This is a genomic window from Pseudomonas sp. B21-040 (assembly GCF_024748695.1).
Lineage (GTDB): Bacteria > Pseudomonadota > Gammaproteobacteria > Pseudomonadales > Pseudomonadaceae > Aquipseudomonas.
The window spans coordinates 6,228,987-6,251,707 of the sequence record NZ_CP087176.1; the positions used below are offsets into that span (position 1 = coordinate 6,228,987).

Below are 22,721 nucleotides of genomic sequence, written 5' to 3' on the forward strand. Positions count from 1 at the left end.
AAAATGAAGTCCAACTAAAGAACACCTGCCCCCCGGTGTTTATTCGACTCCTGGCCTTGGTTTTCTACAGGCATAAAAAAACGCGACATTGCTGCCGCGTTTTTTTAATCCCGACGCTTACTGCGTCTTGGCATCCGCTACCGGAGTCGTAGCGGGCTTGGCCGCTGGCTTCTTCGCGGTCTCTGCTTTCTTCGCCGGAGCCTTTTTGGTTTCGGGTTTGGCTGTCGGTTTCTTCGCCGGAGCTTTGGCCGGCGCCTTTTTGGCGGGTTCGGCTTTCACGGGTGTTGCAGGCTTCGGTGCTTCAACCGGTGCCGGTGCAACGACCGGTGCTAGGGTCGGTGCTGGTGGAGCGACAGGTTCAGGCGCCTTGACCGGCTCTGGCTTCTTGTCGTCATCCGAACCGCCGAACAGGTTGCTGAAGAAGTTGCCTTTCTTCGCCGCCACGGCGCCGGCCGCCGCCGCAGTTGCTGCCGGGCCCACTTTAGCCGGTTCAAACGACTTGCCCGCCGCCAGGTCTTCTACCTGACTGGCTGCGCGCTGGCCAGTGCGCAATGCGCCTTCCAGAGTGCCCGGGTACAAGGTGTCGGTGTGTTCGCCTGCGAAGGCTACACGCTGAATCGGACGTTCCCACAGACGCCAGAACTTGCTGATCTGGCCTGGACCGAAGGCCAGGTAGGCACCGCCGGTCGATGGGTCGGTGCTGTAGCGACGGATTTCATAACCGGTGAACGAACCACGCGCTTGTGGATAGAACGTGTGCAGACGGATCAACACCTGATCGACCATCTGTTTGTCGCCGAACGCCTGCATCACCCGCGCGTTGTCGCCGGACAGGTTAATCACTACGTTGGCGCCGCCCTTCAAGGCAGGCTCGATCCACAGCATGCCCAGCCCGGTGTTGCTGAAGACTTCGCCGGACATGCGCGCCTTGGGTTCCCACACAGGTGTCTTGAACTTGAGCATGATCTGGTCGCGCCAACCGTAGTTGGTGCCTTTGATCGCGCCCAGGTGCTGGGCGTCCAGCGCCGGGGTCATCTGGATCTTGTTCAGCGCGCGCAGCGGCACGGCCAGCACCACGTAGTCAGCCTGATACCCGACGTTGTCGACTTTGACGGTGACGCCGTCCTTGTCCTGAATGATTGCCGAGACCGGGGAGTTGGTCTTGATGGTTTTCAGTTGCTTGACGAACGCCTGGGCCAGCACCGGGCTGCCGCCGACCAATCGCGAAGCGCGCAGGTCACGATCGGAAATGCCACGGTAGACACGGCTTTGCTGTGCGAAGTACAGCAGAGACAGACGCGAAGGTTCGTCGTAGCGGCTACGAATCTGCTGGTTGATCAACTGACGCGCAGTGGCCGGCAGGTTCTGCTTGTCGAGCCAGTTGGACACGGTGATCGAATCCAGCGATTGCAGCGTGTTGGTAGCGAGCGGGTTCAGCGGGTCGTCAATCGAGCGCGCCAGATCGTCCAGGGTCTTTTCGTAGCGCTTGATCGCGTCGGCGGTGGTCGGTTGCTTGGTCGTCAGATCAGCGGCCGAGAAGTACTCGCCATCGATCAGGTAGCTTGGGGTGCGCACGAATTCAGGGGCCGGCGTGGTGCTCAGCTTGAAGGTCGACACGTACTTGTTCAGCACCGGCTGGGCCTTGTCGTTGCCGATCCACTCGCTGGTGGCCATCCCGGAGCGACCGCCCAGGCTCGATTTGGCTTCCAGCAACGTGACCTGCCAGCCTTTGTTCTGCAGTTCGTAAGCCGCGGTCAGGCCGGACAGCCCGCCGCCGATCACGATCGCGGTTTTATCCTTGGCCAGCGCAGACACGCTGAACAGCCCCAACATCACCAGCGCACAGGCGCGCAGCCAACCGACAGACATTCAGCGAACTCCGGAAATCATGAGAAAAATGCAGTTTTACGAGTCAGTCGACTCCAAGAACCGCGAAGGATACGTCAGGCTTCAGACGCCCGCCAGCAACGTCTATCGGCCCATACAAAGTAGCTCAATCGACACAATGGGTTGTCCCGGCGCGACGCATTGCATAGGCTTGCGCGATTGTTTACCCGCCTACGTCACGGGTAGCCTCCAGGAGACAGAAAATGGGCCTGAATAAACAGTGGATGGAACGCGATCTCGCGGTGTTGTGGCATCCCTGCACCCAAATGAAAGACCACGAACAACTGCCGCTGATCCCGATCAAGCGCGGTGAAGGCGTTTGGCTGGAAGACTTTGAAGGCAAGCGCTACCTCGACGCGGTCAGCTCCTGGTGGGTCAACGTGTTCGGCCATGCCAATCCGCGCATCAACCAGCGCATCAAGGACCAGGTCGATCAACTGGAGCATGTGATCCTCGCCGGCTTCAGCCATCAACCGGTGATCGAGTTGTCCGAGCGCCTAGTGAAGATGACGCCGGAAGGCCTGACCCGGTGCTTCTACGCCGATAACGGTTCGTCCTGCATCGAAGTCGCGCTGAAAATGAGCTTTCACTACTGGCTCAATCGCGGCCAGCCGAACAAGAAGCGCTTCGTCACCCTGACCAACAGCTACCATGGCGAAACCATGGCGGCGATGTCGGTGGGCGACGTGCCGCTGTTCACCGAAACCTACAAGGCCCTGCTGCTGGACACCATCAAGGTGCCGAGCCCCGATTGCTACCTGCGCCCGGAAGGCATGAGCTGGGAAGAACATTCGCGCAACATGTTCGCGGCCATGGAACAGACCCTGGCAGAGAATCATGACACTGTCGCGGCAGTCATCGTCGAGCCGCTGATTCAGGGCGCTGGTGGCATGCGCATGTACCACCCGGTGTACCTCAAACTGCTGCGCGACGCCTGCGACCGCTATGGCGTGCACTTGATCCACGATGAGATCGCCGTCGGCTTCGGCCGCACCGGCACAATGTTCGCCTGCGAAAAGGCGGGCATCCGCCCCGATTTCCTGTGCCTGTCCAAGGCCCTGACTGGCGGTTACCTGCCGCTGGCGGCCTGCGTGACGACCGAAGACGTCTACAGCGCCTTCTACGACGACTACCCGACCCTGCGCGCCTTCCTGCACTCGCACAGCTACACCGGCAATCCGCTGGCGTGCGCGGCAGCCCTGGCAACGCTGGACATCTTCGAAGAAGACAACGTCATCGAGAACAACAAGGCCCTGGCGCAGCGCATGGCCTCCTCCACCGCGCATCTCGTCGACCATCCGAACGTCTCGGAAGTGCGCCAGACCGGCATGGTGCTGGCCATCGAAATGGTCAAGGACAAGGCTACGAAAGAAGCTTACCCGTGGCAGGAACGTCGCGGCTTGAAGGTGTTCCAGCATGCATTGGAACGGGGTGCTTTACTTCGTCCTTTGGGCAGCGTGGTGTATTTCCTGCCGCCGTACGTGATTACACCGGAGCAGATCGACTTTCTGGCGGAAGTCGCCAGCGAAGGCATCGACATCGCCACGCGCAACAGCGTCAGCGTGGCGGTGCCGAAAGACTTCCACCCCGGCTTCCGCGATCCAGGCTGATTGAACGACGCTCGTTCCCATGCTCCGCGTGGGAATGCAGCCGGGGACGCTCTGCGTCCCAAAAGCGGACGCGGAGCGTCCGGTGAGGCATTCCCACGCAGAGCGTGGGAACGATCAAATTAAAGAGAACCCGCATGAGACTGTCCCGCTTCTTTATCGACGCCCCCCTGAGCACCGGCGAGCATGAGTTGCCCGAAGCCCAGGCCCATTACATCAGCCGCGTGCTGCGCATGGCCGAGGGTGATGCGTTGCAGCTGTTCGACGGCTCGGGCCATGAGTTTCGCGCCACGCTGGTAGAAGTCGGCAAGAAGCGCGTGGTGGTGCAGATCGACGAAAGCTTCGCCGGCCAGGTTGAATCGCCGCTGGCGATCCATCTGGGCCAGGGCTTGTCCCGTGGCGAGCGCATGGACTGGGCCATCCAGAAAGCGACAGAACTGGGCGTGACCGAAATCACCCCGATCTTCAGCGATCGCTGCGAAGTCCGCCTTAAAGACGAGCGCGCCGACAAGCGCCTGATGCACTGGCGCCAAGTGGCGATCAGTGCGTGCGAGCAATGTGGACGGTCGCGGGTGCCGGTGATTCATCCGCCGGTGTTGTTGGCGGATTGGCTGAAGCAGACAGACGCCGAGTTGAAACTGGTCCTGCATCCGGTGGCTGAGCCGTTGGTGAGTCATGCCAAGCCTGCGACGCTGGCGTTTCTGATCGGCCCGGAAGGCGGGTTGTCCGACGCTGAAGTCGATCAGGCTAAATCGGCCGGGTTCCATGCCGCCCGCCTCGGTCCTCGGGTGTTGCGCACTGAGACCGCGCCGGTGGTTGCGTTGGCGGTGGCTCAACAGCTTTGGGGTGATTTCTAGGGCCCTTTTGCGAGCAGGCTCGCTCCTACATTGAAATGCATTTCAATGTAGGAGCGAGCCTGCTCGCGAATGGCCACGACGCGGTCTAAAGGACATAAAAGAAAATCGCCACAAAGTGCAGCAAGCTCCCGGCAATCACAAACAAATGCCAGATCCCATGGGCATGCCGCAGCCGATGATCGAGGGCGAAAAAGATAATCCCCACGGTGTACAACACCCCGCCCGCCGCCAGCCAGGCAAACCCCGCACTGCCCAACGCAGCCAGCAAAGGCTTGACCGCCACCAGCACGATCCAGCCCATCACCGCGTAGATCACGATCGACAGAATCCGCGCTTCCGACCGCGGTTTTATCTCTTGCAGGATGCCGATCAGCGCCAGCCCCCAGACAATCCCGAACAACGTCCAGCCCCAAGGCCCGCGCAGGGTCACCAGGCAGAACGGTGTGTAGCTGCCGGCAATCAGCAAATAGATCGAAAAGTGATCGACCTTCTGCATGATCGCTTTCTTGCGCCCGCGCACGCTGTGATAAACAGTCGAGGCGCTGTACAGCACCAACAAAGTGAAACCGTAAATCGCCACGCTGACGATTTTCCATGGGCTGCCGTCCATGCTGGCGATCACCAGCATCCACACCACACCAACCGTTGCCGCCACCGCCCCGACCAAATGCGTCCAGGCGTTCAATCGTTCCCCGTGGTACATGCGTTGCTCACCTCAAAATTTGATGCAACATCGCGCAAACTGTGGGGGCTGTCGAGTGGAACGAGGTTGTGGTCAGAAATTCGCAGCCTCGTTTCACTCGACAGCTCCTACACGGCTCCTACATAGCTGCTACAAAACATCGCATGCGTGCACAATCGAGCCATTCGAATAAGAGTCCGGGCCATGCTGATCGACGAAGAATTGACCCTGAAAAAGCTCGAGGTGTTCCTGGCCTTCATGCGCACCGGCAATCTGGCTCGCGCCGCCGCCGAGTTGCAGACCAGTAACGTCAGCGTACACAGGGCGATCCATTCCCTGGAAAGTGCCTTGCGCTGCCCGCTGTTCAAACATGAAGGCCGTAACCTGACGCCACTGGAAAGCGCTTACGTGCTCGAAGAAAGAGCGCAGAAACTGATTCAGGACGTGGTCGAAACCGTGCGCCTGACCCGCGAAGCCGCCGGTTTTTCCGCTGAACGCTTCAAGCTCGGCTCGCTGTATTCACTGACGGTGAAGACCGTGCCGCAGCTGATCATGGGCCTGAAAATCCGCCGCAGCGAACTCAACATCGACCTGATCCTCGGCTCGAACTTTGACCTGCTGTACAAGCTCAAGAACATGGAAGTCGACGCGATCCTGGTGTCGCTGGACGAGAGCGTCAACGACCCGGACTGCGAGCAGATCCCGCTGTTTTCCGACGACATCTTTCTCGCCACGCCGGCGGATTCAAAGTTCGCCCAGCGCACGGAAGTTGATCTGGCCGAAGTGCGCGACGAGACATTCATTACGCTGACCCAAGGCTTTGCCACGCACCAGGACGGTAATCGGGTGTTCAAGCAGGCGGGGTTCGAGCCGAAGGTGGCGATGCAGGTCAACGACATCTTCACCCTGCTGAGCATGGTCAGTTCAGGGGTGGGTTATGCGTTGCTGCCAGGCCGGATTGCAGCGGTGTACGAGAACCGGGTGAAGCTGATCCCCTTGCAGGAAAAGTACCGGCTGCAGCAGCACATCGGGGTGGTGTTTTTGAAGGCCAAGGAGCGCGACCCGAATTTGCTGGCGTTGTTGGCGGAGTGCCGGATGTATGCCAACCGCCAAGCCACCCAATGATCGTTCCCACGCTCTGCGTGGGAATGAATCAATGGACGCTCTGCGTCCGCTTTGGGACGCGGAGCGTCCCGGGCTGCATTCCCACGCGGAGCGTGGGAACGATCACTAACCGACAATCGCGCGAACAATGAAGTACAGCAGCGATGGCCCCAGCAAGCAGCCGAGCCCGGTGTGGAACGTCGCCGTCAACGCCCCGTAAGGCACCAACCGCCGATCCGTCGCGGCCAAGCCTGCGGTCACCCCGCTGACCGTCCCGGCCAACCCGCCGAACACCATTGCCGAACGCGGGTTATCCAACCCCATCCAGCGTGCGGCCATGGGTGTGCCGACCATCACCAGAATCGCCTTGATCAACCCGGTGGCAATCGACAACGCCACCACGTCGGAACTTGCACCAATTGCCGCCCCGGTCACCGGCCCAACGATGTACGTCACAGCGCCCGCACCGATGGTGGTCATGCTGATCGCATCACGATAACCAAACACCCAAGCCATGCTCGCGCCGACAATGAAAGGCAAGATCGTGCCCAGAAGCAGCGCAATCACGCCGATCAAACCAGCCTTTTTCGCTTCGGTTGCTTGCACTTCGAATGCCGTGGCGACGATCGCAAAGTCTCGCAGCATGGCGCCGCCCATCAGACCAATGCCGGAAAACAACGTCAGGTCCGCCAGGCCTTTTTGCCCGCCGGTCAGGGTGCCGCCGACCCAGGCCAGGACCAGCCCGATGACGATGGCAATGGCCGAGCCGTGAATTCGTCCGAATGTCAGACGCTTCGACAAGACAACCGACACCCACATGATCACGCCTACAAAGGCAAACGCGGTCACCAGACCATTAGCGGTCAAGCCTTTATCAATGAGTTCCCACATATCAGCGACCTCCTACTGGTGTGCCGACCGGGGTAACTTCCGCCGGTTCATCGGGCAAGGGTTCGCCTTTGTGGGTCCGGCTGATCAGCGCAATGGTGCAGCCGCAGATCACCACTGAACCAATCGCCGCGAGCACCGCCACCGGTCCGCCATGCAGGGCTGTCACCACGTTCTGTTGCGCGGCCATCGCGACCACCACCGGAATGTACATGGCGCCCCAGAAGCCGACGCCCATCTCGCAATCCTTGGTCATGCCACCGCGCTTCTGCATCCACAACCGCGCGCAGATCAGCAGGATCATCGCGATCCCGACCCCGCCGACGTTGGATTTGACGCCCAGTAACACGCCAAGCGCGTCACCCATGATCACCCCTGCCAGCGTACAAATCGCCAACAGCGCCACACCGTAAATAATCATTGTTGTAGTCCTCAAAATGCATCGTCGAATGTTGTTTTTGTTGTTCGAAGGCCTGAGTCGGAGGTCTAGGGTTGGCGGCTTCCCTCCTCACGCAACAGCGCCTGCAAGGTATCGAGCCGCGCACCGTCGAAGGCAATCACGGTGCCTTGCTCGAACACCCGGCGCGCCAGCCCGGTCAGCACCGCACCGGGCGGCAGTTCGATCTGAAGTCGTACGCCGCGCTCATAGGCGCTTTGTACCGTGCCGCGCCAATCAACGACACGGCACATGTTGAACGCGAGGTCATCGCGCAAGGCGTCGGCATTGATGATGGGGCGGGCACGACTGCCACTGAGGTAGCCCAAGGTCGGCGTTTTCAATGACACCTTGGCGAATGCTTGCGCCAGAATTTTTGCCGGACCATCCAGCAGCGGGCAGTGCGAAGGCACGCTCACTGCCAACCGTTTGGCCAGACCGGCACCGTGACCTTTCGCCAACGCCGCCACTGCTTTCATTGCCTCGTCGCTGCCGGCTATCACCACCTGGTTATCGGCGTTGATGTTGGCCAGGTAAACCGGTGTGTCGATGCTGTGAACCTGCGCCAGCAGTTTTTCCACGGTGGATAAATCCAGACCGATGATCGCGGTCATGCCATAGCCCTGTGGATAAGCCTGTTGCATCAGTTCACCGCGCAAGCTGACCAGATGCAGCGCATCGCTGAAACTCAAGGCACCCGCGACCACCGCTGCCGGGTAAGCGCCAATGGATAACCCGGCCACGTAATCGGGCTTCATCGACAATTGTCGTGCCGCCGCGACGCCTGCGATCAACAGGCAAAGCTGAACCGCCCTCGTCGACCTCAATGCCTCGGCGCCATCGAGCAGCAGAACGTCCTCGCCCAGCACATCACTCGCCTCGTTCAACACGTCCCGAGGCAAGCGCTGCAGCATGCCCGGCTGTTGCGCGCCCTGACCGGGGAACACCAGCAAACTGCTCACGCTGCTTGCTCCTGAGGGTTCCAGGGGTTGCCGACCAAACAGGCAACCCGGTCGCTTTTCAGCAAGATCTGTGACGAAGACCGGGCCCATTCGCGGAGTGCGACGGCGCCAAACGGTGTCTGCAATTGCATGTCCACCCGACACTCAGCGGTGTCGAGAACCGTCACTAACGCCTGCGCTTGAGTACGGCTCAGCGGCTGCGGTGTGCGCAGAATCAAATCGAGATCGCTGCGCTCATGCAGCGCGGAAAAACCGCTGGCCAATTCGAAACCGGCGCTGCCGCTGATACCCCATATCCAACCGCAGGCGTCGAGCATCGGCCGCAGTTGCGCCAGTGCTCGCAGCGCCGGCAGATCGCGAGTCGACTCGACATGACTGAGGTCTTCCGGCCTGACCCGACGCGAAATCGCCGTGATTGCCATCGACGTTGCATAACGCTGCTCGCGCAAACGCCCACGCACCCCGACCGCGATGTGATCCGGCGCCGTCATCGCGCGCCGAACCACTACCGGCTGACCCGCGCAAATCGACTCGACCACCCACGCAGGCGCATCCGCAGGCAACTGCTCTGGCGTCATCCCCCAGAGCAAGTCGTGGGCCAGGAGCGTATTCACCACTGTGCTCTCAGCAGTTGGCGAACCTGGCTGGAGGCGGCGCGATGGGTCGCGCCCAAGCGGCTGCTCAAGTCGCGTCCCTTGGCGGCGACATCCTCGATGGCCAGGCTCAGGCATTCCGTCACCCGTGTAAGGTCCGCCGCCGTGGGTTGTTCGATCTGCTCCACCGACAAGGTTTCCCAGAGCAATCCAAGGCTGGCGTAACTGTCGATGTCATACGCCATGGGCGGCACGCTGGCCGCCAACGTCTCCAGTTCTTCGACACTGCGCAACGTCACTCGGGCCGCCGAGGCCTTGCCCATGGCATGCACCATCACCCCCGGATCACGCAACGCAATCAGGCGGTTGGCCTGATAACCGTGGGCCAGAAACGCCCCGGACATCGCCTTGCCCACCAGCAAACCGATCACCGCATGGCCGGCCAATCGAGCGCGGGCATAACTGTCCGCCGCCCCGGCCAAGGCCTGATGAATCCCGAGCGCTTCTTCGCGCCGACCGTACGCCTGACTCGGTACATCGACGATGGCGATCAAGGCACGCTTGTGTGGTTTGTCACGGTCAGCGGCGATCACTTCATCCACGGCTTTGGCCAAGCCCCAGCCTTCGAGCAAACCCACTTCACCGTTGCGAGCGCGGACAAAACGGTTGTCCGGATCAGCCACCACCGCAATAAACCGCGCCGGCTGACTACCCAACACACCATCGGCCACTTTCAACGAAGCCGGCAAACCCTCAACCGGTTTGGCGCCTGCACTCAAGGCGTTGAACCAGTGCAACCCTCTCAGGGAATACGAACTCATGAGCGTTCTCCTTGGTACAGATCGCGAACCGTCGCCGCTTCGATTTGCGGCCCGGCATCGAGGCGGGCCAACCGCTGCAGGAACAGATCGGCCTGACGGCTGCGTTGTTGCGCAGGCAAACCTTGCTGCAGCAATTCACTCACCTGCTGCTGAATCTGCGCCACATCATCGGCGACATAACGATCCACCAAACCACTGGCGAACCGTTGCTCGCCACCGGTCAGGCTCCAGATGAATGGCCGGTCACGGGAGTCGTACTCCTCAAGGCCCGCTTCCTGTTCGATCACTTGCGGACCATTCAGGCCAAGGCGCGCTTCCTGGGTCACCAGCAAATAGCTGCACAACCCGGCGGCAATCGACATCCCGCCAAAGCAGCCGACGCTGCCGGCCACCACACCAATCACCGGTTGGTATTGGCGCAGATCGACAATGGCCGCATGAATATCGGCAATCGCCGCCAGCCCGAGGTTGGCTTCCTGCAAACGCACCCCACCGGTTTCCAGCAGCAACACGGCGCGGGTTGGAATGCCGTTGCGGTTGTCATCGGCGGCCAGCTCCAGCGCGCCCGCCATCTTCGCTCCGCCGACTTCGCCAAGGCTGCCACCCTGAAAGGCACCTTCAATGGCCGCGATCACCACCGGCAATCCACCGATGCTGCCCTTGGCGATGACCACGCCGTCGTCCGCTTGCGGCACCACGCCCTGGCGCGACAGCCACGGCGACATGACGCGCTGGAACGGGTCGAGCAATTCACGATAGGTGCCAGGGTCAAGCAAGGCTCTTGCTCGTTGCCGGGCGCCGAGTTCGACGAAGCTGCGTCTTTGTAGGTATGGCTGCAAGAGTTCTGCGCTGTCAGTCATGGCCGATCTCCTCAAAGCCTTGCTCCAGACGCAAGCGCACCACGCCGGGGGTCGCGCCGAAATCGTGGATATCGATGTCCATCGCCGGCGGCGTCTGGCCCTCGAACATCCGCCTAAACAGATGTTCCCAGCGTTGTTCGCTGCCATTGACCGAGGTTTGCACGGTGATCGTCAGCTTGCCGGCCTGACCCGGTTCGATCAGCACTTCCAGATCGCCCGAGCCGACACAGCCCACTAGCGTGCGGCCCCGTGGCGGTTGGCCGGCGGGGAATTCAAAGGATAAGGTTTCCATCAGAAAGCTCCCTGGGTGAGGCCGTCGCACGACTCGATACGGTCGACAAACAGGCAGGCTGCGAGCAAGTCGGCAGCGCCGCCGGGCGAGGCGTTCAACGCGATTAATTGTTCATCCAGCTCATGCAAACGGCGGCGACCGGCGAAGCTGGCGCTGCCACCCGCATCGAGCACGGCCTGGGCGCCCAGTTGCATGGTGTTCAGGCCTTGCTCACCGGCGCGATAGAGCACGCAGGTGTCGGCCAGCGTTGTCATGATTGCCAGCAAGGCATCGAGGCGAGCGTTCTGCTCGCCGTGGCCAGCGGCGCGACTGCGCTTGAGTTGCGGCAGTGCACGCTGGATCACCGCCGGAAAGCCCAGCTGCGCCTCTTCACGAGCACCGCGTGCGCCGTAACGCCGGGCGACTTGAGCGCCATGGCTGAGCGGGCGCGGGGCATGGCGGTCGTCGAGTAACGCGAGGCGTGCAGCGCGTAACGACACGTTGCTGGCGCCAGTGGATTGAGGGTCCAGCGCAGCTCCCGTGACCAACAGCCCCAAGGCCCAGATCGCCCCGCGATGGGTGTTGATGCCGCCGGTGGTGTCGAGCATGGCGTGCTCACCTTCGCGACCAATCCGCCCCACTGCTTCACGCAGCGGCAAGCCGATTTCGCCGAATTCGATGGCGGCTTCCGCCATTTCTCTAAAGGCCGGCCACAACGACAACGCCGATGCGTGCATCAGCCCCAGGTGCAAGTCGGTATGCGCACCGTTGCCGCGACGATCGACCAGCGCCGGTTTTGGCGACAGGTCTGCTTCGTCGATCAGTACGTCCACCGCCAAGTCTGCCAATTGCTCGGCCAGGGTCAGGGTTTTCGGTTGCAGGTTAAGTGCGTGCATTACCAGCTCCTGAACTTGGCTGGCGGGTTGTAGAGGCCACCGGACCACTCCACCAGGTCAGCCACACTTTTCGCCGCGAGCAATTCGCGTGTGGCGTCGGTGCGGCGGATGCCGAGGTCTTCGGGCAAGGCAATCAGGCCTTCGCGGCGCATGCGCGCGGTGTCTTTGGGGTTGTGGCGCAGGCCGATGACGGTCACTCCGGCGACGGCGGCGATCATCGCCTGGCGTTCTTCCAGCGAACGCGCCTTGTACAGGTAGGCGATGCCTTCTTCGGTCAGCAGGTGGGTGACGTCGTCGCCGTAGATCATGATCGGCGCCAGCGGCATGCCGCTTTTCTTCGCCACCTCCACTGCGTCGAGGGTTTCGACGAAGGTTGGTTTGCCGCCCTCCTGGAACGTCTCGACCATTTGCACCACGAGTTTTTTACCGCGTTCGAGCAGCGGCTCTGGCCCGTCGGTGTGGCGCATGTCGAGCCAGGCTGGCGTGCCATGACGGCGACCGCGTGGGTCGTGGCCCATGTTCGGCGCACCGCCGAAACCGGCGAGGCGTCCACGGGTTACGGTGGAAGAATGACCATCACCGTCAACTTGCAGCGTGGCGCCGATGAACAGGTCCACCGCGTATTGCCCGGCCAGTTGGCTGAACATCCGGTTGGAACGCAGCGAGCCATCGCGCCCGGTGAAGAACACGTCAGGTCGTGCGGCGATGTAGTTTTCCATGCCCAGTTCGGTGCCGAAACAATGCACGCTTTCGACCCAGCCGCTTTCAATCGCCGGGATCAAGGTCGGGTGCGGATTGAGCGTCCAGTTGCGGCAGATCTTGCCTTTGAGGCCGAGGGATTCGCCGTAGGTCGGCAGGATCAGTTCGATGGCGGCGGTGTTGAAACCGATGCCGTGATTGAGCGACTGAACGTTGTGTTTTTCGTAGATGCCGCGGATCGCCATCATCGCCATCAACACGTGCACGGGCTTGATGTGACGTGGATCGCGGGTGAACAGCGGTTCGATGTAGAACGGCTTGTCGGCGACCACCACGAAATCGACCCAGGACGCGGGGATGTCGACGCGCGGCAGGTCGGTGACGTCGTCCACCAGTTGATTGACCTGAACGATAACGATGCCATCGCTGAAAGCCGCGGGCTCGATGAGGGCCGGGGTGTCTTCGGTGCTGGGGCCGGTGTAGATGTTGCCGGCACGGTCGGCCATGAAACCGGCCGAGAGCACGACGTTGGGAATCAGGTCGACCACCAGCCGCGCATAGAGCTCGATGTAGGTGTGGATCGCGCCGATTTCCAGCAGGCCGTCTTCCAGCAGCTGGCTGATGCGCAGGCTTTGGGTGCCGGCGAAGGAAAAGTCGAGTTTGCGGGCAATGCCGCGTTCGAACAGGTCCAGGTGCTCGGCACGGCCGACGCTGGGCATGATCATGTGCAGATCGTGCAGCTTGGCGGGATCGGCCTTGACCAGGGAACGGGAGAGGAAATCCGCCTGCTTCTGGTTATTGCCCTCCAGCACCACACGGTCGCCGGGCAGGATCAACGCCTCCAGCGCGGCGACGATGTTGTCGGTGGGCAACACCACACCGTCGGCCAGATCCTTGACCAACGCCAGACGCCGCTGCTTTTCGCTGCGCCGGCGCGTCCATCGCGAGTCGGGGGATATTGTTGTTGTCATGACCACTCCACGGGTTCGCTGTCGTGGGGTCACCTTAGGAGTGTTGGGTGGGGGGCATCAATCAAGCACAGAGACGGATCGTTACGGTCAGGGTAATGATCGCCTAAACGATCGTTCCCACGCTCCGCGTGGGAATGCCTCAAGGGACGCTCCGCGTTCCAGCTCTGAATGGGACGCGGAGCGTCCCGGGCTGCATTCCCACGCAGAGCGTTGGAACGATCAAACCGATCAGTCCCAAAAAAGGACCGATACAGACTGTGTGAAAACCTAGCAATCTGCGCAAAGCTCAAAGAAAATGCTCCGTATCGAAAGATACGGAGCATTTTTCGTTATGGCTTACATCCAAGGTGAGTCCCGTAGCCAGACCAGTCTGTTCCCGGTCTCGCTGGAAGAACTGATCCCCGAGGATCATCTCGTTCGGGTTATTGACCTGTACGTCGCCAAGCTGGATCTGGTGCAACTGGGCTTTGATAAAGCGCTGCCCAAAAGCACAGGTCGTCCTTCTTATGATCCTGCCGATCAGCTCAAGCTCTACCTCTATGGCTATTTTCAGCGGATTCGCTCATCGCGGCGTCTCGAAGCCGAGTGCCAGCGCAACATCGAAGTGATGTGGCTGATCAACCGGCTTAAGCCCGACTTCAAGACCATCGCCGACTTTCGCAAAAACAACAAATCCGCCTTTGTGGCGACGTGCGGTGCCTTCGTCCGGTTTTGCCGCATGGCCGGTCTGATCGCAGGAGACTTGGTGGCCATCGACGGCAGCAAGTTTCAGGCAGTCGCTTCCTCGCGGCGCCATATGAACCTCAAGCAACTCAAGCGTCAGGAAGAAAAACTGGATAAGCGCATCGCTCAGTATCTGGCCGAACTGGATGAGGCTGACAGGCTCGATGCGGGAGAGGTGATTGATCGCGGCGCGATCAAAACAGCACTGGTGCAGCTTAAAGTTCGCCAGCAGGACAATCAGAGCTGCCAAGCGCTGATGAACTCGATGGGCCTGGAGCAGTTCAACACCCACGAAAGCGATGCCCGAATGATGCGCACGCCCAAGGGGCCGCGTGTGTCCTATAACGTGCAGAGCGCCGTGGATGCCAAGCATTGCCTGATTCTGCATCATGAGGTTACCCAGGATGGCGACGACCGCAAGCAACTCGAACCAATGGCTAAAGCCGCCAAAGAACAGCTGGAACAAGATGCCCTGACCGTGACTGCCGATGCCGGCTACTCCAACGGCCAGCAGTTTCAGGCCTGCGAGGAGGCTGCGATTACCGTTTATGTGCCGCCCAACCGCTCGGTCAATCCTGGTGGTGAGGACTTTTTTGAGCGCAAAGACTTTATCTACGAAGCCGAACACGATCGTTATCAGTGCCCGGCAGGCAAGTGGTTAACGCTCAAACAGCGCCACAAGGGCGATCGGATCTATCAGGCAGATGTCAGCGACTGCGCCGCCTGCCCGCTCAAATCCCAATGCACTGGCGCTCAGCGCCGCTACGTCTCACGCCACGCCCATGAAGAAGCCTTTGAGCGAATGGAGCAACGAATGCTGGCCCATCCGCAGATGATGGCCAACCGAAGATCCATTGTTGAGCACCCCTTCGGCAACCTGAAGCAATGGCTGTTTGGCAATGCTCGCTTCCTGTTGCGTCAACTGGAGGGCGCGAGAGCGGAAATGGCCTTGGCAGTGAGTGCCTACAACCTAAAACGCGCAATTAGTGTGCTCGGGGCCCGCCAATTGATGGCGTTAATGGGCTGAAAGGCTTTTTTCGCCTGTCGCCCGCACCAAAACAAACGCCCCGAACAAGTCGGGGCGTTTGTTGGGCCGGCCTTCAGCGCGTTTTCACACAGTCTGGATAGGTCGCTTTTTGGGAATCTTCAACTTTTGCCAGCCGATTGGGATTTTTGTGTTTAAAAGTTTGTAAGCAGGAAGGGTGCGAGGCTACGCACTCTGGCGTCGCCGCCTACAGCAATGCCGGAAGCCGCTGACTGGTGGGGTTTTGCGCTGAGCTTTATCGTTTGTGGGTCGCTGCCAATTCAGCGGCCGGGTCTGGAATCCCGAGGTGTAGAAGGCGCAATAGCGCCCCCTCATGACGTATGCTTGCGCACCTTTAATGTGTGTACTCCGTTATGGCGGCTGTGCGCGGGAGACCTTCGGGTCTACCGGGTTTTCTCCACCTCGGGTTCCAGCCCGCGTACAGCTGCCACCCCTTCGGCTGGAACCGAGGGAGCAGCTGAAAATCATTACTGGAGATTCACTATGTTTAAAGCCACTCCCAATCCCCCAGAAACCGATACCGATTCCGACGACCCCCTCGAAGCCGAAAAGCTCAAGGAAGCCGCCGACCGCGCCTTCGCCCATTACTTCCCCCCTGCTCGCGACAAACCATCGAGACGCCGTAACAAATCCCGGCTCTTCACGGTATGCCCCGACATCGACGCCGAAGCCCTGCTGGCCAACGCCTCCGAAGACATGCTGTCGATCAGCGCGATTGCGGCTGATCTGGCGGACGATGTAGAAGGCTCTCGCCGCTCGGTTGCCTTGGCGATCAGCCGAATGGCGGATGGGGTTCAGTTGTTGGTGGAGCGGGCGCTGGATCATTACGAGGCGTTGCAAATGCAGATGAGGGCTCAGGCCAAGGTTTAGCAGTGAGGTATTCGGTAAATTGACGGCCTATATCGCGGGCAAGCCCGCTCCCACAGTGTCCGTGACTTGCTCAAATCCTGAGTCATCCACAATACCTGTGGGAGCGGGCTTGCCCGCGATGAGGCCGGCGAAATCACCGCAATATCCAGATCAGTTGGCTAAACCAGCCGTAACCAACAACTCCTCCAGCGCCAGCAAGTCCGGCACCTTGGCCACTTGCTCGCCCACCTGCACCGCCGCTTGCTCCAGCGAGCACAACGGCACATCGACATAGCTCAACTGACTGTCGAGCTTGTACGAGCGAGGAATCCCCTGCACCAGCAACGCAATGAACTTCAACGCTGGCCGCCCGCCCAGCGCGTTGAGAATCACGATGCGCACCCGCTCGCCGATGACGACTTTATCGCCACACGCCGATTCAAAACTGAGCAGCGGAATTTGCCGGTCCCGCCACTTCACCAGCCCCAGGTACCAGGGCGGTGTATCCAGATCGAAGGCGCCTGGCTGATAGTCGATCAGCTCCGCCACCGCGACATTGGGCACGATCAGATTGCGGTCGGCCAAGGGCAGCAACAGGCCGGTGAGGTTGTTGGTGCGTTGGTAAAAATGGTCATCAAGCATGGGATTTGCTCCACAGGGCGATGCTTTCCAGCAGCACCGATTCCTGGTACGGCTTGCCAAGGTAATCGTTGACGCCGATGGCCATCGCGCGGTCGCGGTGTTTCTGCCCGGTGCGTGAAGTGATCATGATGATCGGCAGGTGCTGCAAACGCTCATCGGCGCGCACTTGGGTCGCGACCTCAAAGCCGTCCATGCGCGGCATTTCGATGTCCAGCAGCATCACGTCCGGCATGTGCTCTTCGAGCAGCAGCATGGCGTCGACCCCGTCCTTGGCGGTCAGCACGTTCATGCCGTGGCGTTCGAGCAATCGGCTGGTGACCTTGCGCACGGTCACCGAGTCATCGACCACCAGCACCAGCAGCGGTTTTTGTGGCTCGGCCTCTGCGTCCTGAATAAGCGTCGGGGGCGGCACATGCGCCTGCATCGCCCGGATTGGCGCCAGCAAATCAACGATCAGCACCACCCGGCCATCGCCCAGGATCGTCGCGCCGGACAAACCCTGCACCGCTGCAAACTGCGGGCCGAGGCTTTTCACCACGATCTCGCGCGTGCCGGCCATGGCGTCGACCTGCACGGCAATGTGCCGGTCGTTGCATTGCACCAGCAACACCGGCAACGGCAGGCTTTGGCCCAGTAATTTCGGGCGGGTGCTGGTTTTCAGCAGCTCGCCCAGGTAGCACAGCTCATAGTGTTGCCCGGCGTATTTGTACCTCGGCGGATCGAGCCGGTAATGCCCTTCCAGTTCGTTGGGCAACACACGGACGATGCCGTCGATGGTGTTCAGCGGGATCGCGTATTGATCCTCAAGGCACTGCACCATCAGCGCGCGGTTGACCGACACGGTGAACGGCAGGCGAATCCGGAAATGCACGCCCCGCCCCGGCACAGAGTCGATGACCATCGTGCCACCGAGCTGTCGAACTTCTTCGTGGACCACGTCCATGCCGACGCCGCGCCCTGAAATCTGGGTGATCTTCTCGGCCGTGGAAAACCCCGGCTGAAGGATGAACTGCAACACGTCGCGGTCACTGATATCCGCATCTTCGGCCAGCAAACCGCGCTTGATCGCCTTGCGCCGCACCGCATTCAGCGGCACGCCGGCACCGTCGTCGCGGATATCGAAAATCATGTCGCCACCCTCGCGAGACAAGTCCAGGGTGATCCGCCCCTGCGCCGGTTTGCCGGCCGCGACGCGCACCTCGGCCGATTCCAGGCCATGGTCCACGGCGTTGCGCAGCATGTGCTCCAGCGGCGCGGCCATGCGTTCGAGCACGTTGCGGTCCATCTCGCCTTCAGCATTGCCGACAATGAATTCCACGTCCTTGCCCAGCTCACTGGAGACCTGTCGAACGATGCGCTTCAAACGCGGCAGCATCCGCTCGAACGGCACCATGCGCGTGCGCATCAGGCCTTCTTGCAACTCGGTATTGATGCGGCCCTGTTGCTGCAGCAGGTTTTCCGCGTCCTGATTGCGCCGGTCGAGGGTTTCCTTGAGGTCCAGCAAGTCAGAGGCAGATTCGAACAGCGCACGCGACAGTTGCTGCAATTGCGAGTGTCGGTCCATTTCCAGCGGGTCGAACTCTTCGTAGCCCTGGCGTTCGGCGTCGACATGCTGGCGGCTGAGAATCCGGCCCTGGGTTTCGGTATCCAGCCGGCGCAACTGGTCGCGCATCCGCTCGATGGTGGTCTCCATCTCGCTCAAGGTGACGCGCGCATCGTTGACCTGCTGTTCGATACGGCCACGGAAGATCGACGTTTCGCCCGCCAGGTTGACCAGATCGTCGAGCAGTTCCGCCGAGACCTTGACCATGTCGGCACCGGCGTCGGCTTGTGCTACAGGCGTCTCGGGCTTGGCCACGGCAGGCGCCGCCACGGTCGAAGGGAGCTTGGCCGGTTGGAGCACGGCCGGGTGGCTGAAATTCTTGATGGCATCGATCAGTCGGTCAGCCGGCGGCAACGGCTGACCGGCGCGGGTGGCATCCAGCATCTGCGCCAGCCGATCGTGGCTGCTTTGCAACAACGTGAACAACGCCGCGCTCGGTTGCAACGCGCCCGCCGACAGGCTTTCGTAGAGAAACTCCAGCTCATGGGCAAGGTCGCCGATGGGGGCGATTTCCACCATGCGCGCGCCGCCCTTGAGCGTGTGCAAGTCTCGTAGCAGGGTTTCTATTTCTTGTCGGCTCGACGGCTCGGTTTGCCAACGCACAAGCGCGGCGCCGGAGTTTTCGATGATGTCGAAACCTTCTTCGAGGAAGATCTCCAGCAACTCGGGATCATGACCCGGCGAATCGTTGGCCGGTGTGGGCTCGGCCACTTCGGCGGCGCTGGCATTGCCTTGACGAAAGGCGCGAATCGCCTCGATCAACTCGCTCGGGGTCCCCAGCGATTGCTGATTCTGCAACTGTTCAAGTAGCAGGGCGAGGCGGTCATGGCTCTTTTGCAGCAACTGCGCCAGGGTTTCACTGTGGTTGTAACGGCGGTCCACCAAGCCTTCGTAAAGGCTTTCCAGTTCATGGGCCAAATCGCCGACCGGCTCGACTTCGGCCATCCGCGCACCGCCCTTGAGCGTGTGCAAATCGCGCTGCAAGGACGACAACGGGGCGGCGTTGTCCGGGTCACGCAACCAGCGTTGCAGGGCCTGACCAGCACTTTCGAGGATGTCCATTGCTTCTTCGAGGAAGATGGAAACGATTTCGTCGTCGAACTCCACCGGGGTCGCCGTTTGCTCAAGTTCGGCGGTGGCGCTGCCCAGTTCGCGAATGCTCAGGGTGCGGCTGCCGTCACTGCGAATCAGGCCCATGGACGATGGGTCAAGGCTTTCATCGAGCAACTCGCGCAACGCCCGGATGCGTTCCGGCTGCGGGCTGACTTCCTGGCCGGCGGCCAGTTCGTCGAGCATGTTTATCAGCGCTTCGTGAGCACTTTGCGCTTCATGGAAAAACCGCTCGCTGACCGCCAGGCTGCTCTCTTCCACCGCGCCATACAGGTCGAGCAAGGCTTCGCAGAGTGCGTCCACCGGGTGCAGATCGGCGAGGTGCGCGCCCTCGCCGAGCGTGGTCAGTTCATCCAGCAGAGCGGTCAATTCCTGACGTTCGCCGGGATGCTGTTGCCAACGCTGCAACAAGCTTTCGGCGTCCAGCAGGATGTCCATGCCCTGGGCCAGGAAGTTGTTGATCAACTGCGGGTCGCGCTTGGTTCGCAGCGCGGTATCGGGCGTGCTCAACAGCGTTTGCAGACGCTCGGCGAGTAATGACTGGGTGCGTTCGATCAATGAGCCGGCACCGCGAATCTGCGCCAACGGATCGGTCGTGAGCTGGCGCAAGCCGAGCCGGAACAAGCCTTCGGCTTCCAGCAACAGTTCGACTTCGTCCAGGTCCAGCGCTATCAGATGCGCCTTGTACTCACGGGCCAGTTGATCCAGTGGCGTTGCCAGCTCGGCGATCGGCAAGACGCCGGCCATCGAGGCGCTGCCCTTGAGCGTGTGCAACGCTCGCTGCAATTCGTCGCTGGCCTGAAGCGGCACATGCTCGGCAGCCTGATCAAGGAAGCGATTGAGGCTGGCCAGGTGGGTTTCGGCTTCTTTGCGGAAGATCTCCAGCAACAGCGGATCAAGGGCCGCCACGTCCTGGGTATCTTCATCGCAGGCAGGTGCATCGCCTTTGGCGAGGGCATGGGCGCGCGCGGCCAACTGGTCGACATCGTTGCGCTGACGCTGGACATTGCCGGCGTACTCGGTCACCAGTTCCGGCAGTAAATTCAGGGCATCGGCAAGCAGTTGTTGCACGGCGGCCCCCGGCGCGACGTTGTCCTCCAGCACACGGTTGAGCAGGTTTTCCACCGCCCATGCCAGCTCGCCCAGCACCAACGCGCGGACCATCCGGCCGCTGCCTTTCAAGGTGTGGAACGCTCGGCGCAATTCGCTCAAGGCACACTTGTCGTCGGGGTTGGACGTCCAGCGCGGCAAGTATTCCTGGAGGATATCCAGGACCTCATCGGTCTCTTCGAGGAAGACTTCGCGCAACTCTTCGTCGACCGGTTCCTCACCGGCGGGCGGCGGCAACAGGCTGCCTGGGGTGGTCAGCGCGGGCGGATTGACGGAGGACACCGGGCTGGCCAGCACATCGGCCAGCGTCTGCACGATCTCGGGGTCATCGAGCACCTGCATCTGCTGCATGACCTGGGCTTCACTCGGGCTGAGCACATCGTCGAGCATCGGTACTTGCAGTTCGCTGGGGAAAACCCCGAGCGACGCCAGGCTTTTTTCAGCGACATCGAGCAGTTGTTCGCCCGGTGCTTCGGGATCGTCGCCGAGGCGTTCCAGGTAATACTCGATGCTGGTCACCACATCGGCCAGGCTGTCCAGTTCCTGCCAATCGGGCTGGTCCGGCTCCAGCAGCAAATGGTCGCGAATGAAGTGATTGCAGGTTTCGACCAGGCTCGCCGCCCGGCTCAACGGGATCATCGCCAACGCGCCGCGCACTTGGGTCAGCAACGCCGGCAGCGCCTGCAGTTGCTGGCGATCCCAGTCGGCGTCGATGTAGTCGACGATCATGTCCTTGGCTTGTTGCAGGCAGATGCGCGCTTCGCGGATGACGATCTGGTGAATCTGAGTCAGGTCGGTGGTCGGCAGGCGGCTTTCTTCCTGGCTCTCGGGCTCCACGGTGCCGACCATGCCGGCCAGGGTGGCTTCGACGTAGAGCAAGGCGCCCGCGACGTCCATGAGGATGGCGTCGTTGGGTTCGCGCTGGCCCTGAACCAGGCTGAGTACCACCGCCAGTTGATCGATGATGACTTTGCGCGGCTGCCCAAACCCCAGCACCGCCAGGGTGTCGGCGATCTGGCGCAGTGGCGCCAGCAGGCTGTCGAGGTCCGAGGTGTGCTGACGGTCGCTGCGCACGAACAGGTCCAGGCGCTCCTTGACCCGCACCAGTTCTTCGCAGAGCGCGGCCAGCACCGAACGCATGGCATCGCGGTCGGGACCGGCCAGGCGTGCGCGTTCTTCATCGACCATCGCGCTGTCGGGCAACGCGTCGTCCAGTGAGTAGCGATCTTTCATGGTCAGCATCTGCCCGGTAGGAAGTTCGGCCTTGGCAATGTAGAACAGCAAACTCTTGAGCAGCTCGGGCGGTGCCGGCTGATTGATCCCGCGGATGCCTTGTTCGAGCAAACGCTTGAGTTCTTTGTCAGCGTCCTTGAACAGGCTGCGCAGCGCCGGGCTGTTGGCGATCACGTCTGTGCGCATGCCTTCGACCAGTGCCGAGGCGACTTGCCACAGCGGGCTCAGGGGCGCATCAGCGCATATCCCTTCAAGGCGTGAAAAAACCTTGGCCAGATAATTAAAATGGGTGTCGTCATCCTGTTCTCGCAGCAACCCGACCAGTGCCATTTGCAGCATCTGGCGCAATTTGCGCAGCACATTGGCGAAGTCCGCAGGCTCAAGCAGCGCCAGCGACGCTTCGTCCAACGGTGGCAAGTCCACCAGTTGCGGGCTGAACAGGCTGGTTTCCGACAGCAGGGTTTCACCCCGGGCGCTGCGCAAATCGTTAATCAGCGGCAACACCACCAAGGGCAGGTCACGGCGTGCCCCTTGTATGCGGTCGAGGTAAATCGGCAGTTGCCCGAGGGCTTGCATCAACAGGTGCAGCGCTTCATCACGATGGCTGACGCGGTTCTGCAGCAAGGCGCTGGCCAGCTGTTCCATTTCTTCGGCGAGCAGGGCCGCGCCGTAGAACTCGACCATCTGCAAACTGCCGTGAACCTGATGGATGTACGCCAGGCAATCGCTCAAGGCGTGCAGCGCCTGCGGGTCATCAAGCAACGTTTCGATTGCTTGATGGGCCTGCTTCAGCGTTTCGGCAATCTCGCCTTTGACCCACTCGAGGGCCACATAGTCGTGCCGATCACCCATAACCACTCCAGTCCCTACGC

18 protein-coding genes are annotated in these 22,721 nt (G+C 61.1%); 5 read left to right on the forward strand and 13 right to left on the reverse strand.

The window, feature by feature from the left end; translation table 11 throughout:
* Nucleotides 1-117: 117 nt before the first annotated feature.
* Nucleotides 118-1,869, reverse strand: a complete 1,752-nt coding sequence (locus tag LOY55_RS28560) for a flavin monoamine oxidase family protein (RefSeq protein WP_223522918.1) — start codon at nt 1,867-1,869, stop codon at nt 118-120.
* Between the two features lie 221 nt (nt 1,870-2,090).
* Between LOY55_RS28560 and LOY55_RS28565 the strand changes: the two genes are divergently transcribed.
* Both LOY55_RS28565 and LOY55_RS28570 read left to right on the forward strand, forming a co-directional pair.
* Nucleotides 2,091-3,497: an adenosylmethionine--8-amino-7-oxononanoate transaminase gene (locus LOY55_RS28565; RefSeq protein ID WP_223522920.1), complete on the forward strand. Its 1,407-nt coding sequence runs from the start codon at nt 2,091-2,093 to the stop codon at nt 3,495-3,497.
* Between the two features lie 134 nt (nt 3,498-3,631).
* Nucleotides 3,632-4,351 (forward strand): 16S rRNA (uracil(1498)-N(3))-methyltransferase, encoded by a 720-nt coding sequence (locus LOY55_RS28570; protein WP_046029784.1) that lies wholly within the window; start codon nt 3,632-3,634, stop codon nt 4,349-4,351.
* An 85-nt stretch (nt 4,352-4,436) separates the two neighbouring features.
* Here LOY55_RS28570 and LOY55_RS28575 read toward each other — a convergent pair whose 3' ends face one another.
* Entirely contained in the window at nt 4,437-5,054 is a 618-nt protein-coding gene (locus LOY55_RS28575) for a PAQR family membrane homeostasis protein TrhA (protein ID WP_046029783.1), read from the reverse strand.
* Between the two features lie 183 nt (nt 5,055-5,237).
* On the opposite strand from LOY55_RS28575, the gene LOY55_RS28580 reads away from it, so the two are divergent.
* Nucleotides 5,238-6,158, forward strand: coding sequence for a LysR substrate-binding domain-containing protein (locus tag LOY55_RS28580; RefSeq protein WP_109785615.1), 921 nt, complete (start codon nt 5,238-5,240; stop codon nt 6,156-6,158).
* A 105-nt stretch (nt 6,159-6,263) separates the two neighbouring features.
* Here LOY55_RS28580 and madM read toward each other — a convergent pair whose 3' ends face one another.
* The 9 genes from madM to mdcA all read right to left on the reverse strand — a co-directional run bounded on the left by madM (nt 6,264) and on the right by mdcA (nt 13,534).
* Nucleotides 6,264-7,028, reverse strand: coding sequence for a malonate transporter subunit MadM (madM, locus tag LOY55_RS28585; RefSeq protein WP_046029781.1), 765 nt, complete (start codon nt 7,026-7,028; stop codon nt 6,264-6,266).
* A gap of 1 nt (nt 7,029) precedes the next feature.
* The gene (gene madL / locus LOY55_RS28590) at nt 7,030-7,446 is read right to left on the reverse strand and encodes a malonate transporter subunit MadL (RefSeq protein ID WP_046029780.1); all 417 of its coding nucleotides are present in this window, start codon (nt 7,444-7,446) and stop codon (nt 7,030-7,032) included.
* A gap of 65 nt (nt 7,447-7,511) precedes the next feature.
* Nucleotides 7,512-8,423: a malonate decarboxylase subunit epsilon gene (mdcH, locus tag LOY55_RS28595; RefSeq protein WP_109785616.1), complete on the reverse strand. Its 912-nt coding sequence runs from the start codon at nt 8,421-8,423 to the stop codon at nt 7,512-7,514.
* Entirely contained in the window at nt 8,420-9,040 is a 621-nt protein-coding gene (locus LOY55_RS28600) for a malonate decarboxylase holo-ACP synthase (protein ID WP_109785617.1), read from the reverse strand. Before LOY55_RS28600 ends, mdcH begins: the two co-directional genes overlap by 4 nt.
* Nucleotides 9,034-9,837, reverse strand: a complete 804-nt coding sequence (mdcE, locus tag LOY55_RS28605; RefSeq protein WP_046029777.1) for a biotin-independent malonate decarboxylase subunit gamma — start codon at nt 9,835-9,837, stop codon at nt 9,034-9,036. Before mdcE ends, LOY55_RS28600 begins: the two co-directional genes overlap by 7 nt.
* Nucleotides 9,834-10,697, reverse strand: a complete 864-nt coding sequence (locus tag LOY55_RS28610) for a biotin-independent malonate decarboxylase subunit beta (RefSeq protein WP_223522922.1) — start codon at nt 10,695-10,697, stop codon at nt 9,834-9,836. The genes mdcE and LOY55_RS28610 overlap by 4 nt, the downstream gene beginning before the upstream one ends.
* The gene (locus LOY55_RS28615; RefSeq protein ID WP_223522924.1) at nt 10,690-10,989 is read right to left on the reverse strand and encodes a malonate decarboxylase subunit delta; all 300 of its coding nucleotides are present in this window, start codon (nt 10,987-10,989) and stop codon (nt 10,690-10,692) included. The genes LOY55_RS28610 and LOY55_RS28615 overlap by 8 nt, the downstream gene beginning before the upstream one ends.
* The gene (locus LOY55_RS28620) at nt 10,989-11,864 is read right to left on the reverse strand and encodes a triphosphoribosyl-dephospho-CoA synthase (protein WP_223522926.1); all 876 of its coding nucleotides are present in this window, start codon (nt 11,862-11,864) and stop codon (nt 10,989-10,991) included. The genes LOY55_RS28615 and LOY55_RS28620 overlap by 1 nt, the downstream gene beginning before the upstream one ends.
* Entirely contained in the window at nt 11,864-13,534 is a 1,671-nt protein-coding gene (gene mdcA / locus LOY55_RS28625) for a malonate decarboxylase subunit alpha (RefSeq protein ID WP_223522928.1), read from the reverse strand. The genes LOY55_RS28620 and mdcA overlap by 1 nt, the downstream gene beginning before the upstream one ends.
* 331 nt (nt 13,535-13,865) lie before the next feature.
* On the opposite strand from mdcA, the gene LOY55_RS28630 reads away from it, so the two are divergent.
* A complete protein-coding gene (locus LOY55_RS28630) occupies nt 13,866-15,284 on the forward strand; it encodes an IS1182 family transposase (RefSeq protein WP_223525272.1) in 1,419 nt (472 codons plus the stop codon).
* Nucleotides 15,285-15,785: 501 nt separating this feature from the next.
* Complete coding sequence (locus tag LOY55_RS28635) at nt 15,786-16,172, forward strand: DUF6124 family protein (RefSeq protein WP_077431110.1); 387 nt, start codon at nt 15,786-15,788, stop codon at nt 16,170-16,172.
* A 150-nt stretch (nt 16,173-16,322) separates the two neighbouring features.
* On the opposite strand, the gene LOY55_RS28640 is transcribed toward LOY55_RS28635, so the two are convergent.
* The gene (locus LOY55_RS28640; protein WP_046029767.1) at nt 16,323-16,793 is read right to left on the reverse strand and encodes a chemotaxis protein CheW; all 471 of its coding nucleotides are present in this window, start codon (nt 16,791-16,793) and stop codon (nt 16,323-16,325) included.
* Nucleotides 16,786-22,701, reverse strand: coding sequence for an Hpt domain-containing protein (locus tag LOY55_RS28645; protein WP_258667173.1), 5,916 nt, complete (start codon nt 22,699-22,701; stop codon nt 16,786-16,788). Before LOY55_RS28645 ends, LOY55_RS28640 begins: the two co-directional genes overlap by 8 nt.
* Between the last annotated feature and the right edge of the window lie 20 nt (nt 22,702-22,721).